Origin of the sequence: Microbacterium sp. SORGH_AS_0862, assembly GCF_030818795.1 — a bacterium.
GTDB lineage: Bacteria > Actinomycetota > Actinomycetes > Actinomycetales > Microbacteriaceae > Microbacterium.
Genome location: NZ_JAUTAY010000001.1, coordinates 1,950,300 through 1,963,790 on the forward strand (window position 1 = coordinate 1,950,300; position 13,491 = coordinate 1,963,790).

The 13,491-nt window shown below is 68.4% G+C and carries 10 protein-coding genes; 7 read left to right on the top strand and 3 right to left on the bottom strand.

The window, feature by feature from the left end:
• Positions 1-1,245, bottom strand: coding sequence for a hypothetical protein (locus QE377_RS09450; RefSeq protein WP_307322282.1), 1,245 nt, complete (start codon positions 1,243-1,245; stop codon positions 1-3).
• Between the two features lie 77 nt (positions 1,246-1,322).
• A complete protein-coding gene (locus QE377_RS09455; RefSeq protein WP_307322284.1) occupies positions 1,323-2,519 on the bottom strand; it encodes an ROK family protein in 1,197 nt (398 codons plus the stop codon).
• A 108-nt stretch (positions 2,520-2,627) separates the two neighbouring features.
• Here QE377_RS09455 and QE377_RS09460 point away from each other — a divergent pair, with 108 nt between their 5' ends.
• From QE377_RS09460 to QE377_RS09490, 7 genes are all read left to right on the top strand, one after another.
• The gene (locus QE377_RS09460; protein ID WP_307322286.1) at positions 2,628-3,635 is read left to right on the top strand and encodes a sugar phosphate isomerase/epimerase; all 1,008 of its coding nucleotides are present in this window, start codon (positions 2,628-2,630) and stop codon (positions 3,633-3,635) included.
• 225 nt (positions 3,636-3,860) lie between these two features.
• Entirely contained in the window at positions 3,861-4,976 is a 1,116-nt protein-coding gene (chvE, locus tag QE377_RS09465; protein WP_137418166.1) for a multiple monosaccharide ABC transporter substrate-binding protein, read from the top strand.
• A gap of 75 nt (positions 4,977-5,051) precedes the next feature.
• Positions 5,052-6,581 (top strand): multiple monosaccharide ABC transporter ATP-binding protein, encoded by a 1,530-nt coding sequence (mmsA, locus tag QE377_RS09470; RefSeq protein WP_307322289.1) that lies wholly within the window; start codon positions 5,052-5,054, stop codon positions 6,579-6,581.
• A 1-nt stretch (position 6,582) separates the two neighbouring features.
• Positions 6,583-7,794, top strand: a complete 1,212-nt coding sequence (mmsB, locus tag QE377_RS09475) for a multiple monosaccharide ABC transporter permease (RefSeq protein WP_307322291.1) — start codon at positions 6,583-6,585, stop codon at positions 7,792-7,794.
• 472 nt (positions 7,795-8,266) lie between these two features.
• Positions 8,267-9,073: an ROK family protein gene (locus QE377_RS09480; protein WP_307322293.1), complete on the top strand. Its 807-nt coding sequence runs from the start codon at positions 8,267-8,269 to the stop codon at positions 9,071-9,073.
• A gap of 431 nt (positions 9,074-9,504) precedes the next feature.
• The gene (locus QE377_RS09485) at positions 9,505-12,669 is read left to right on the top strand and encodes a carbohydrate binding domain-containing protein (RefSeq protein ID WP_307322295.1); all 3,165 of its coding nucleotides are present in this window, start codon (positions 9,505-9,507) and stop codon (positions 12,667-12,669) included.
• 79 nt (positions 12,670-12,748) lie between these two features.
• Entirely contained in the window at positions 12,749-13,264 is a 516-nt protein-coding gene (locus QE377_RS09490; protein ID WP_307322298.1) for an ASCH domain-containing protein, read from the top strand.
• A 53-nt stretch (positions 13,265-13,317) separates the two neighbouring features.
• On the opposite strand, the gene QE377_RS09495 is transcribed toward QE377_RS09490, so the two are convergent.
• A complete protein-coding gene (locus QE377_RS09495) occupies positions 13,318-13,491 on the bottom strand; it encodes a hypothetical protein (RefSeq protein ID WP_307322300.1) in 174 nt (57 codons plus the stop codon).

Below are 13,491 nucleotides of genomic sequence, written 5' to 3' on the forward strand. Positions count from 1 at the left end.
TCAGCCGACCAGGGCCGCGTCGATCCCGGAGAGGGGCACGGGAAGCCAATCGGGGCGGTTGCGCGCCTCGTAGACCGACTCGTAGACGGCTTTGTCGAGCACGAGGGCTCGAAGCAGGACCGGATCGAGCGCCACGGCACCCGGCGCACTCGCATACGCATCGAGAAAGGCGCCGCGGCAGGCGGCGGACCACGCGGCCGCATCCGGAGCTTCGCCGACCGCTCCCGCGTAGTCGAAAGAGCGCAGCATGCCTGCCACGTCGCGCGGCGGCAGGTCGGGGATAGCCCGCTCGGCCATCGGACGCAGCGGCTCGCCCTCGAAGTCGACGAGTCGCCAGCCGCCGTGCGGGACGGCGAGCACCTGGCCGAGATGCAGGTCACCGTGGATGCGTTGTAGGAGGGGCCACGGCCGCTCGAGAGCGGAGCGATAGACCGCCTCGATCGCGGGGAGGCGATCCGCGACGGCCGGGACCTCCGCGGCCGCGATGCGGAGTCGACGCCGCCAGGCGACGCCCACGGCCGCGACCGCATCCGGGTCGGGAGCGGATGCGCCGAGGGTCGCGCCGAGAGCGCCGTGCACCCCGGCCACCGCCGTTCCCAGGTCGTGTGCGGCCTCGGTGAAGTCGCGTCCCGCGCGCGCCGCCTCCAGCGCCACCGACCAGCCGTCACGGACGCCGCGGAGGAACTCCTGCGCGAAAGCGAGGGTGCCACGGGCCACCCCGGATCCGCGCCCCACATCCGGCCACTCGGCATCCAGACTGCCGTAGAACCGGGGGACGTACGGCGATCCGGCGGCGCTCAGCACCCGCTGCACGGTGACGTCGGGATTCTCCCCGTGGTGGAGCGTGCGGAAGAGCTTCATGATGATGGACGGCCGGCCGTCCTCCTCGAAGATGATCGAGGTGTTGGACTGCTCGACGGCCAGCACCCGCGACCCTGTCACGCGGCTCACATCGACGCCCATGGCTTCGAGAGTGCCGATCGCGAAAGCGCTCTGGCGCGCCGCATCTACGAGGAGCCCGTCGACGGTCCTTCCGATCAGGTCGTCGCCCTCCTCCGTGTCCGAGACGACCCCGACGGGCACGTGATACAGCGCCGGGAGTGTGCCGGCGTCGTCCATCAGCAGATAGCGGGTGGCAGCAGGGGCGGGTTGCGCGTCGAGCACGCGGAAGCGCGGTTCGTGACTCTTCCCGGCGTACCACCGCTGCCGCGCGACCCAGGCGCCGACTTCATCCGTGATGTCCACGGTCTCCACCCTGGCGGCTGACCACTCTCGAAGGAAGGGCTGGACGTGCGCGGCCCTCAGGGCCTAGACGGCGCCGTTCAGTCCGCGGCCTGCGCCACCCGGATGTTGACATTCTCGGCAGAGAGCACCTCGCGCGCAACGAGCATGGCCGCGCCGAGCACCGCGGCGCGCTCGGCGGTGGGCGATTGCACGATCGCGAGATGCTGGGTGGCGAGCGGTATGGAGCGCCGGTACACCACCTCGCGTACGCCGGCGAGCAGATGCTCCCCGGCGCGGGCGATGCTCCCGCCGAGCACGATGACGGAGGGGTTCAACAGGTTCACGACCGTCGACAGCACCTCGCCGACGTCGCGCCCGGCCTGGCGCAGCGCATCGATGGCTGCCGCGTTGCCGGCGCGGACGAGTTCGATCACGTCCTGACTCGTCTCGGCCCCGACTCCCTGGGCGCGCAACGTCGCGGCGATCGCGCTTCCGCTGGCGAGGTCCTCGAGGTCGAGCTCCTCAGAGCGGCGGCCGCGTGACTTGCTCGCATGAGGCACGCGCACGTGACCCATGTCGCCCGCGGACCCCTGGGCGCCGCGCTGCAGGCGTCCGCCCGCGATGATCCCGGCGCCGATGCCCGTGGCGACCTTCACGAAGATGAGATCGGTCGTCTCCGGGAAACTCGCCGCCTGCTCGCCGAGCGCGAGCAGGTTGACGTCGTTGTCGACGAAGACGGGGACGTCGAACGTGCGTCGGATGTAGGAGGGGATGTCGAAACGGTCCCAGCCGGGCATGATCGGCGGGTTGTACGGGCGACCGCTCGAGTGCTCGACCGGACCCGGGACGCCGATCCCGACGCCCGCCAGGGGAATGGCGGCGAGAGTCGTGTCCTGCAACAGTGCCGCTCCTTGCTCGGCGACGTGGTCGAGGACCGCGACGGGTCCGCTGGCGATGTCCATCGGATGCGTGACCGACGCGAGGATCTGCCCGCTCAGGTCGGAGACGGCGATGGTGGCGTGGGAGGCTCCCAGATCGACCGCGAGCACGAGGCCCGCGCGCGGGTTGAACGCGACGCGTGAGGGCGGGCGCCCGCCCGTCGACGCAGCCTCTCCGGCGGGGGAGATCAGGCCTGAAGCAAGCAGGGCGTCCACGCGCGACGACACGGTCGAGCGGGCGAGGCCCGTGAGGTGGACGAGGTCTGATTTGGTGCGAGCGTGACCGTCCAGGAGAAGCTGGAAGATGTCTCCGGCGCCGGCGGGAGCGCTCCCCAGGGCCCTGCCCGCGTCCGTCATAGGGGTAGTAAACCACACGTGTTCTGCGCCACCTTTCCCGGCATTAGTCGGTTGAGTGGACGACTTGTGACAGGATGCCGGCAGAAGCCGGACCCCTGAGGAGAGCTGATGGCCACGCATCCTGTCACGTTGTTCACGGGTCAGTGGGCGGATATGTCGTTCGAGGAGGTGGCTCGTCTGGCGGCGTCGTGGGGGTATGACGGGTTGGAGATCGCGGCGTCGGGGGATCATCTGGATCTGCGTCGTGCGGATGAGGATGATGCGTATGTCGCGTCGCGGCGGGAGGTCCTCGACCGGTACGGGTTGCGGGTGTTCGCGATCTCGAATCATCTGGCGGGTCAGGCGGTGTGTGATGCGCCGATCGATTTCCGGCATGAGGCGATCGTGCGCGAGTACGTGTGGGGGGATGGGGATGCGGAGGGGGTGCGTCGGCGGGCGGCGGAGGACATGACGCGGGCGGCGCGGGTGGCGCGCAAGCTCGGTGTGGACACGGTGGTGGGATTCACCGGGTCGTCGATCTGGCCGTATGTGGCGATGTTCCCGCCGGTTCCCGCATCCGTGATCGAGGCGGGGTTCGAGGATTTCGCGGCGCGGTGGAATCCGATCCTGGACGTGTTCGACTCGGAGGGGGTGCGGTTCGCGCACGAGGTGCATCCGGGGGAGATCGCGTACGACTACTGGAGTTCGGTGCGGGCGTTGGAGGCCATCGATCACCGTGACGCGTTCGGGTTCAACTGGGATCCGTCGCACATGATGTGGCAGAACATCGACCCGGTCGGCTTCATCTGGGACTTCCAGGACCGGATCTATCACGTGGACTGCAAGGACACCCGGATGCGGCCCCGTAACGGGCGGGCAGGGGTGTTGGGTTCGCACCTGCCGTGGGGAGACCCGCGTCGGGGGTGGGACTTCGTGTCCACCGGTCATGGCGACGTGCCCTGGGAGGACTCCTTCCGCGCCCTGGAGGCCATCGGCTACACCGGCCCGATCTCGATCGAATGGGAAGACGCGGGCATGGACCGCCTCCACGGAGCCGCCGAGGCCGTCGACTTCGTCCGGAGCCTGCTCTGGCCCACCCCCACCGCATCCTTCGACGACGCCTTCCGCAACCAGTAGGCGGGAGCTGCTGGCTCGCGAGCCCGTTCGCTCCCCGCCGGGAGGGGATCGCTCCCGCGCAATTATGTTGTGCCTCTAGACAAAATTCGCTGCGGTGGTTAATTTTACGGAGCCGTCATAATTCCGACGGTCATCAGCCGGGACGACGAAGCCCCGAGCCCGCTGCAGCGACAGTGCGGGCGCGCCGCTATCGGCCTTGCGATTCAGAGAGGAAACGCACATCACATGAAGAAGAAGCTCCTTGCGGCCGTGGCGGTCGGCGCCCTCGCCATCAGCCTCGCCGCGTGTTCGTCGACGCGGGGTGGCGACGACCCGTCCGGCGCCGCCGCCTCGACCGACTGCAATGTCGGCATCGCGATGCCCACGCGCAGCCTCGAGCGCTGGATCAACGACGGTGAGCAGCTGCAGGCCAAGCTGAAGGACGCCGGCTGCACCGTCGACCTGCAGTACGCCGACAACAAGACCGATCAGCAGATCAGCCAGATCCAGAACCAGCTCGCCGGCGGCGCGAAGATCCTTGTGATCGCCGCCATCGACGGCTCCACTCTCGGCCCTGTGCTGGAGGAGGCGAAGGCGCAGGACGCGACCGTCATCGCCTACGACCGCCTCATCAACGGCAGCGAGAACGTCGACTACTACGCCACGTTCGACAACTACAAGGTCGGCACCCTCCAGGGCCAGTACATCGAGACGCAGCTGGGTCTCAAGGACGGCAAGGGACCGTTCAACCTCGAGCCCTTCGCCGGCAGCCCCGACGACAACAACGCGAAGTTCTTCTTCGCCGGCGCGTGGGACGTCCTGAAGCCGTACGTCGACAAGGGTCAGCTGGTCGTCCCCAGCGGCAAGGCTCCCGCGAACGACGACGCGTGGGCGTCGATCGGCATCCAGGGCTGGGCGTCCGACAAGGCGCAGGCCGAGATGGACAACCGCCTCTCGTCGTTCTACGGCGACGGCAAGAAGGTCAACGTGGTGCTCTCGCCCAACGACAGCCTCGCGATCGGCATCGAGGCGTCGCTGAAGTCCGCGGGCTACACCGCGGGCGCGGACTACCCGATCATCACGGGTCAGGATGCGGACAAGGCCAACGTCAAGGCCATCCTCGACGGCCTCCAGTCCATGACGGTCTGGAAGGACACGCGTGCGCTCGGTGACCGCGTGTTCACGATGATCCAGGAGATCACGCAGGGCAAGGAGGTCGAGGTCAACGACACCAAGACCTACGACAACGGCAAGAAGGTCGTGCCGTCGTTCCTGCTGACGCCCGAGGTGGTCACGAAGGACGACGTGCAGTCGAAGCTCATCGACTCCGGCTTCCTCAAGGCCTCCGACGTCGGTCTCTGATCCATCCACGCGGCGGGGCGGGTCTCACCCGCCCCGCCGCTCGAGCGTCGCCCGTGGGCGGCGAAGGGACACACCATGACCGAACCGATCCTGCGCATGGCGGGGATCTCCAAGTCCTTCAACGGCGTGCCGGCGCTCTCGGACGTCTCCATCGACGTCTATCCCGGCGAGGTGCACGCGATCTGCGGCGAGAACGGCGCGGGCAAGTCCACGCTCATGAAGGTGCTCAGCGGCGTCTACCCGGCAGGCAGCTTCCAGGGCACGATCATCCTGTCCGGCGAGCAGGTCGCTTTCCGCTCGATCAACGACAGCGAAGCGGCCGGCATCGTGATCATCCACCAGGAGCTCGCGCTGAGTCCGTACCTCTCGATCGCCGAGAACATCTTCCTCGGCAACGAGAAGTCCCGTCGGGGCGTCATCGACTGGAACGCCACGAACCGGGAAGCGGCGGCCCTGCTCGCGCGGGTGGGTCTCAAGGAGAACCCCGCGACGAAGATCTTCGAGCTCGGCGTCGGCAAGCAGCAGCTGGTCGAGATCGCGAAGGCGCTGGCCAAGGAGGTGAAGCTGCTCATCCTCGACGAGCCCACCGCGGCGCTCAACGACGACGACTCCGCCCATCTGCTCGATCTCATCGACCAGCTGCGCGCCCAAGGCATCACCTGCATCATCATCAGCCACAAGCTGAAGGAGGTGCTGCGCATCGCCGATCGCATCACCATCATCCGCGACGGCCGCACGATCGAGACGATGCGCAGGGACGATCCGGAGACGGACGAGGGGCGCATCATCCGCGCCATGGTCGGCCGCGATCTCAACAGCCTGTTCCCGCCGCGCGAGCCCGACATCGGCGGGGAGCTGTTCCGGGTCGAGCACTGGACCGTGCACCACCCGGTCGACACCGAGCGTGTCGTGATCGATGACGCATCCTTCATGGTGCGCGCGGGGGAGATCGTCGGCTTCGCCGGTCTCATGGGCGCGGGGCGCACCGAGCTCGCGATGAGCGTCTTCGGTCGCATGTACGGCACGGGAATCTCCGGCGAGGTGTACAAGAACGGCGAGCGGATCGACGTGCGCACGGTGGATGCGGCGATCCGCCACGGCATCGCCTACGCCACCGAGGACCGGAAGAAGTACGGTCTCAACCTCATCGGCGACATCCAGGTCAACGTCTCCGCATCCGCGCTTGCACGGCTGGCGCGGCTCGGCGTGGTGGACCGGTACCGCGAGTACAAGGTCGCCGATTCCTATCGCTACAAGATGAACATCAAGGCGCCCAGCGTCGCCGCGATCACGGGCCGGTTGTCCGGTGGCAACCAGCAGAAGGTCGTGCTCTCGAAGTGGATGTTCACAGGACCCGACGTACTCATCCTGGACGAGCCCACCCGCGGAATCGACGTGGGGGCCAAGTACGAGATCTACGGCATCATCAACGAACTCGCGGCGCAGGGGAAGGCGGTCATCGTCATCTCCTCGGAGCTTCCCGAGGTCATCGGGCTCTCCGACCGCATCTACACCATCTCCGAAGGGCGCATCACGGCAGAGGTCGACCGTGCCGACGCGACCCAGGAAACGCTCATGCGGCACATGACCGCCGGAAGGAACTGACATGGCTACTGCGTCGACGCAGACGGTGGACACCCCGCCGAAGAAGAGGCGGGGGCTGCTCGCTCGGATCAACTTCCGTCAGTACGGCATCCTGGCCGCCCTGGTCATCATCATCGTCCTGTTCCAGGTGATGACCGGTGGGCGCCTCTTGATGCCCGGCAACGTCAACAACCTCATCCAGCAGAACGCCTACGTCCTGATCCTCGCGATCGGGATGGTGATGGTCATCATCGCCGGTCACATCGATCTGTCGGTGGGGTCGGTCGTCGCCATGGTCGGCGCGATCGCGGCGATTTCCATGAACAACTGGGGGCTGCCGTGGTGGGCGGCGGTCATCCTCTCCCTCGTCGTCGGCGCGGTCGTCGGTGCGTGGCAGGGGTTCTGGGTGGCGTTCGTGGGCATACCGGCGTTCATCGTGACCCTGGCCGGCATGCTCCTGTTCCGCGGTCTCACCCTCGTTCTGCTGACCGGCGGCACAATCAGCGGGCTCCCCGACCGCTTCACGGCGATCGGCGCCGGGTGGCTTCCGCCCGTCTTCGGCTACGTCGCGGACCGCGATGCGCTCACCCTCGTGCTCGGCCTGCTCGCCTCGGTCGCACTCGTGGCTCAGCAGCTGCGCACGCGCGCCACGCTGCGTCGGATGGAGCTGCCGCGCGAGGTCGCGTGGTCGTTCTGGCTGAAGAACGCGGTCGCGGTCGTGGCGATCATGGCGACGGCGTGGACGCTCGCCACGTACAACGGAACGCCGATCGTCCTCATCATCCTCGCGGTGCTCGTGCTCGCGTACACGTTCGTGCTCAACCGCACGGTGTTCGGCCGGCACATCTACGCGATGGGCGGCAACCTGTTCGCCGCCGTCATGAGCGGTGTGAAGACGAGATGGGTCAACTTCTTCATCTTCGTCAACATGGGCGTGCTCGCGGGCCTCGCCGCCGTGGTGAGCACGGCCCGCGCCGGCAGCGCGGTCGCCTCTGCGGGTCAGAACTACGAGCTGGATGCGATCGCCGCCGTCTTCATCGGCGGGGCGGCGGTCCAGGGCGGTATCGGCACGGTCGTCGGCGCCGTGATCGGTGGTCTCGTGATGGGCGTGCTCAACATGGGCCTGTCGATCCTCAGCGTGGATGCGGCGTGGCAGATGGCGATCAAGGGCATCGTGCTGCTGCTGGCGGTCGCCTTCGACATCTTCAACAAGCGGCGCAGCGGCGGCGCGTGAGCGCCGCGCCCCGCGCCGGGCGACCGCCGGACGCCGTGTCAGAATTGCCGGGTGACTGCGGTGACCGTGGCGACGGGGCCTGATCTTCCACCCCCCGCGGGCTCCGCGGGGGGTGGAACCACGAATGACGCGGTCCGCCGGCAGAACCTCGTGGCGGTGCTCTCGGAACTTCGGCTGAACGGCACCCTGTCGCGCGCGCAGCTCAGTGCCCAGACGGGGCTCAACCGCTCGACGATCACGGGCCTCGTCGCGGAGCTGATGGATGCGGCTCTGGTGCGGGAGTTGCCGGCGGTTCCCTCGACGGGCAAGGCGGGCCGTCCCATCTCGGAGCTGCAGGTCGACGACGCGGTCTCGGCCATCAGCGTGGGCGTGGATGCGGACGGTGTGACGGTCGCGCTCATCGGGCTCGGCGGCACGGTGCACGCCCGACTCCATCAGCGACACCGCCCGACCCGTCAGCCCGCGCCGCTTCGTGCAGCTCGCCGTCGATCTCATCAACGTGATGCGGGCCGACATCGATCGGCACTATCGCGTGGTCGGTGTGGGACTCGCCGTGCCGGGCCTGGTCGACGCCCGCGGGTCGGTGCTGGTGGCGCCGACGCTGCAATGGCGGAATGAACCGGTCGCCGCGCGGATGTCCGACAAGCTCGGCATGCATGTCACGGCCGGCAACGACGCCAGCATCGGCGCCCTGGTCGAGACGCGATTCGGCGTCGCCCGCGGGGCGCGCAACCTGCTCTACCTCGGCGGCTCGCTGCGCGGCATCGGGGGCGGCGTCATCATGGACGGCACCCTGCTGCGGGGCACATCGGGCTACGCGGGTGAGCTCGGCCACACGGTCGTCAATCCCGGCGGCATCAAGTGCGTCTGCGGGCGGCGGGGATGCCTGGAGGCGGAGGTCGATCTCAGCCTGATCGAGCCGTTGCTGGGACGTCGGCGACTCGACGAGGACGAGCTGGATGTCGAACTGGGGGTCGCGCGCGACCCGAAGGTCATGACGGAGGTCGCGCGGCAGGTCGAGGTGCTCTCGATCGCGCTGACCAACTTCGTCAATGCCTTCAGCCCCGAGCTCGTGGTGCTCTCGGGCTACCTGGGCTCGCTTCTCTCCGTCAGCAGGGAGCGACTGTCGGCGGCCGTGCGCCTGCATCCGCTGGGAGCGGAGGGGCGCGTCGTGCGCCTCGAACGTTCCCGGTTGCGCTCACGACTCATGCTCATCGGGCCCGCCGAACTCGCCTTCGCGCCGATCCTGGCCGACCCGACGACCGCTCTCCGTCGCTGACGAGGATCAGCGCCGCGGCGGCGGCGAGGGCCCGATGGTCCGCGGCGGCTTGCGAGCGGAGGCGCTCTCAGGCTCGCCTGCAGAAGGGGCTGACCACCGAAAACCGTTCGAAACTGAGAGTTCGTTATGCGAAACCATTGTGTTAGCGCTAATGGTACCGGTAACATCACCAACGGTTCCCCATCCTCGCGTTTTCGCCGACGACCAGACGCCGACGACGCAGGGTGAGTCGGCCCCTCGCAGCGGCGACAAGCCTGCGTGCGAAGGTGACGGCGTCCCGCGGCCTCCCGTGCGCGGACAGGGTGCAGTGAGCGAGGTGGCTCACTGCGTTGGAACCGGGTTCGTGGCCGGTCAGGCCGGCGACCGATCGACGGGAGCGGCGCTTTCGCAGATGAGGCGCTGGTGGCACTCGAACTCAAAGGAGACAAGACGTGAGACCACCCCTACGCACCCCGCGCCGTGCACGCGCACGCGGGCCACGGACAGTCGGCGCGCTGCTGGGAATCGGCGCGCTGGCGCTGTCCTCGGCGGTCGCGATTCCCGCGGCCCATGCCGCATCCACCCCGCTGATCGCGAACGGCACGTTCGAGACCGGTATCAGCGGCTGGACCGCGCCCCTGGGCGGAACGCTCGCAGAGAGCAACGACGCCAAGTCGGGGAGCAAATCGCTCGCCATCAGCGGCCGCACCACCTTCCAGTCGGGACCGACGGCCACCGTCACCGGCCTCCTGGACCCGGCGAAGAGCTACGACCTGTCGCTCGCGGTGAAGTTCGACGCGGGCGCGGCCACGCAGAACTTCAACGTCGTGCTGTGCACGAGCTCGCGCAGTCAGTGCGATGTCGTGACCAGAGCCACGGTCACGGCAGGCCAGTGGAAGGTCCTCGAGAAGACCTTCACCCCGGCGGTCTCCACCTACGACATCATGTTCGTCGAGACGCCGTGGAACACGAACGTGCAGAGCTTCGTCATCGACGATGTCTCCCTGACCACGGCGGGCGGCACCGACCCCGGCACTCCCGTCGTGACCGAGCCGCCGGCCGTCGCCGGCAACCTGCTTCCCGATGGCCGGTTCGTGGACGGGTTCACGGGATGGACCGCGGTCCGCTCCGGCACGCTCGCTCTGAGCGATGACGCGGCCAGCGGGGCGCACTCCCTCAAGGTCACCGGTCGCACCAACACCCAGTCGGGGCCCTTCGCCTCGGTGACGGGCAAGCTCGAGGCCGGCGCGACCTACCGCCTCGGGGGCAAGCTGAAGTACACCGAGGGCGAACCGACCCAGCAGTTCAACTTCACGTTCTGCCCGAGCAACTTCAACGGCTGCGTCGACAACGGTCAGACCTACACGCGCGGCGAGTGGGGAACCTTCTCCAAGGAGTTCATGGCCGGGGCCAACCACGCGTCCGCGGACTGGCTCTTCGTCGAGACGCCGTGGGGATCGAGTGCCCTGCAGGACTTCCAGGTCGACGACATGTCGCTGATCAAGGTCGCGGACGCCCCGGCGACCCCGACCTACGGCAGCCTGGAAGAGGTGCAGACCAAGCCCATCGGCGACCACAATCCGCTCGTCGGCCACAAGTTCGGCGCCGACCCGCACCACCTGATCTACAACGGCCGCCTCTACATCTACTCGACGGATGACACTCAGCAGTACGAGGCGAACACCAAGGACGCCAACGGCCTGCCGACGCAGTCCAACGGCTACGGTGCCATCACGCGTCTGAACGTCATGTCGACCTCCGACATGGTCAACTGGGTCGACCACGGCGCGGTTCCGATCGCGCGTGAGGGCGGCGCAGCTCCCTGGGCGCGCAACTCCTGGGCTCCGGCGGCGATCGAGAAGGACGGGAAGGTCTACCTGTACTTCTGCGACAGCGGTACCGGCACGGCCGTCGTCGTGGGTGGATCGCCCCTCGGGCCCTGGACCGACCCGGTCGGCAAGAAGATCATCCCGGACACCGTCTCGCCCGAGTACATCGCCGGCGGCGGATTCCCGGCGGGGATGTGGCTGTTCGACCCCGAGGTCTTCATCGACGACGACGGACAGGCGTACCTGTACTTCGGCGGCAACTCGCAGATCGGCTCGGGCAGCAACGTCCAGGGACCGCAGAACCCCAAGTCGACGCGCGTCGTGAAGCTGAAGGACGACATGGTGACGCTCGACGGCGACCCCGTGGAGATCGACGGCCCCGGCATGTTCGAGGCGTCGAGCATCTTCAAGCGCGGCGACACGTACTACTACTCGTACTCGTCGAACTTCCAGGTGCGTCCGCAGGAGGGGGTCTACCCGCCCACCGGAGCGATCGCCTACATGATGACCGACGACCCGATGAACCTGCCGGCGTCCAAGTACGCGGGTGTCGCCTTCCAGAACCAGTCGAACTTCTTCGGCGCGGGTAACGGCGGCAACAACCACTCCGACATGTTCACGTTCAAGGGCGAGACGTACTTCACGTACCACGCTCAGACGCGTGGCGCGGCGTGGGCTGCGGCACTCGGAACCCCGGGATCGACCCAGGGCTACCGCTCGGTGCACATCGACAAGCTCGAGTTCAACGAGGACGGCACCATCAAGCCCGTCCAGGGAACCCGCGCAGGTGTCGAGCAGGTCGAGGCGTTCGACCCGTACCGCACCTTCGAGGCCGAGACGCTGGCATGGCAGCTCGGGCTGAAGACGGTCGCGACGGATGCGGCGTCGGTCGAGTTCCCGGAGCACAACGGCAGCGGCAACATGGCGCTGAGCTCCATCGACGACGGCGACTTCGCCGGAATCTCGGGGGTCGACTTCGGTGACGGGGCCGCCTCGGTCTCGGCACGTGTGAAGCCGCTCGTGGAGGGCGCGTCGATCCAGGTCCGCCTCGACCAGGTCGACGGCCCCGTCGTCGGCGAGATCGCCGTCGAGGGAACCGTGGGCGAGTGGACCACCGTGAGTGGCGACGTCACCGGCGCGACCGGGGAGCACGACGTGTTCTTCGTCTTCGCGGAGCCCGAGGGCGGCGCGGATTCGAAGCTCATGGAGGTCGACAACTGGACGTTCACGGCTGAGAACGACACCGAGCCGGGCAACCCCGGAAACCCGGGCAACCCGGGCAACCCGGGCAACCCGGGCGAGCCCGGCAACCCCGGTAACCCGGGCGAGCCCGGCGACCCCGGTAACCCGGGCGAGCCCGGCAACCCCGGTAACCCGGGCGAGCCCGGCGCCTCCGAGGTGACCGCGGTCCTGTCGCGCACGGACGTGCGTGCGGGTGAGTCGGTGACGGTGACGGCGCAGGGACTCGATGTCGCGAAGGTGGAGATCGGCATCGCGAGCACGTATCGCGCACTCGCCTCGGTCGACGTGACCGACGGCGCGCTCCGTGCGACCGTGACGATCCCCGCGGACATCACGCCCGGGGAGCACCACATCCAACTGCGCGACGGCGACCGGATCCTCGCTGAGCTGCCCGTCACCGTGCGTGCGGCCGCGGGTGCGCTGGCGGCGACGGGGCAGGACACGGCGCCGCTGATGTCGGCATCGCTGTTCGGAGCAGCGATGCTCGGCCTCGGTGTCCTGGCGATGCTCCGGCTGCGCGCGCGGGCGCGTCGGTCCGAGCTCTAACGGATGAGCGGCAGGTGCCCGGGACGGCGTTCGTCGTCCCGGGCACCTGCTTCTGCGTGACGGGTGGGAGAATCAGCGGATGGCTGAGTCATCCGCTTCCTCGGTGGCCCTCGCGCGCGACATCGCCGCTGCCGAACGGATGTGGGAGGAGTACCGCGCCGCCCACCCCGAGGCTGTGAGTGCTTCGCCCGAATACACCGTCGAGCACTTCGGCGACTCGGCGCGCTTGGCAGACGAACTCCTCGACATCGTCCTGTCCGGACGCAAGCGCGCAACCGCCGAACTCGTCGCCGACTTCGTGGCGCGTGGCGATGCCGTGCCGCGTATCGGCTCCCACTGGATCGCCTGCGACAGCACAGGCGCACCGCGCATCGTCATCCGCAGCACCGAGCTTCGCCTCGGCCCCTTCGGGAGCGCCGACGCATCCTTCGCCCGAGACGAGGGAGAGGACGACGGGTCGCTCGAGAGCTGGCGGCGCGAGCACCGCCGGTACTGGGAGCGTGTCAGCGCCGCGCGCGGCGCCGTCTGGTCGGAGGACGAGGAGATCGTGTTCGAGCGGTTCTCCGTGGTGTGGCCCCCCGAGCACGCCGACTGACCGCGACGGCGTGAGCCGGAGACCCCGCGACGTCGGGCGCAGGGTCCCTCGGCTCAGCTCGCGTCGCCCTCCTGGGAGGCGATGCGATCGGCTTCGGCGCTGTCGATCCGGTCGTCGTCGAGGTCCTCATCCAGCACCTCTTCGCCGTCCACGTCGCGTGTCGGCTCCTGGTCTCGCTCTCCGTCCCCGGGAAGCGGCACGGGGGGAGGGAAGGTGTTGTTCGACAT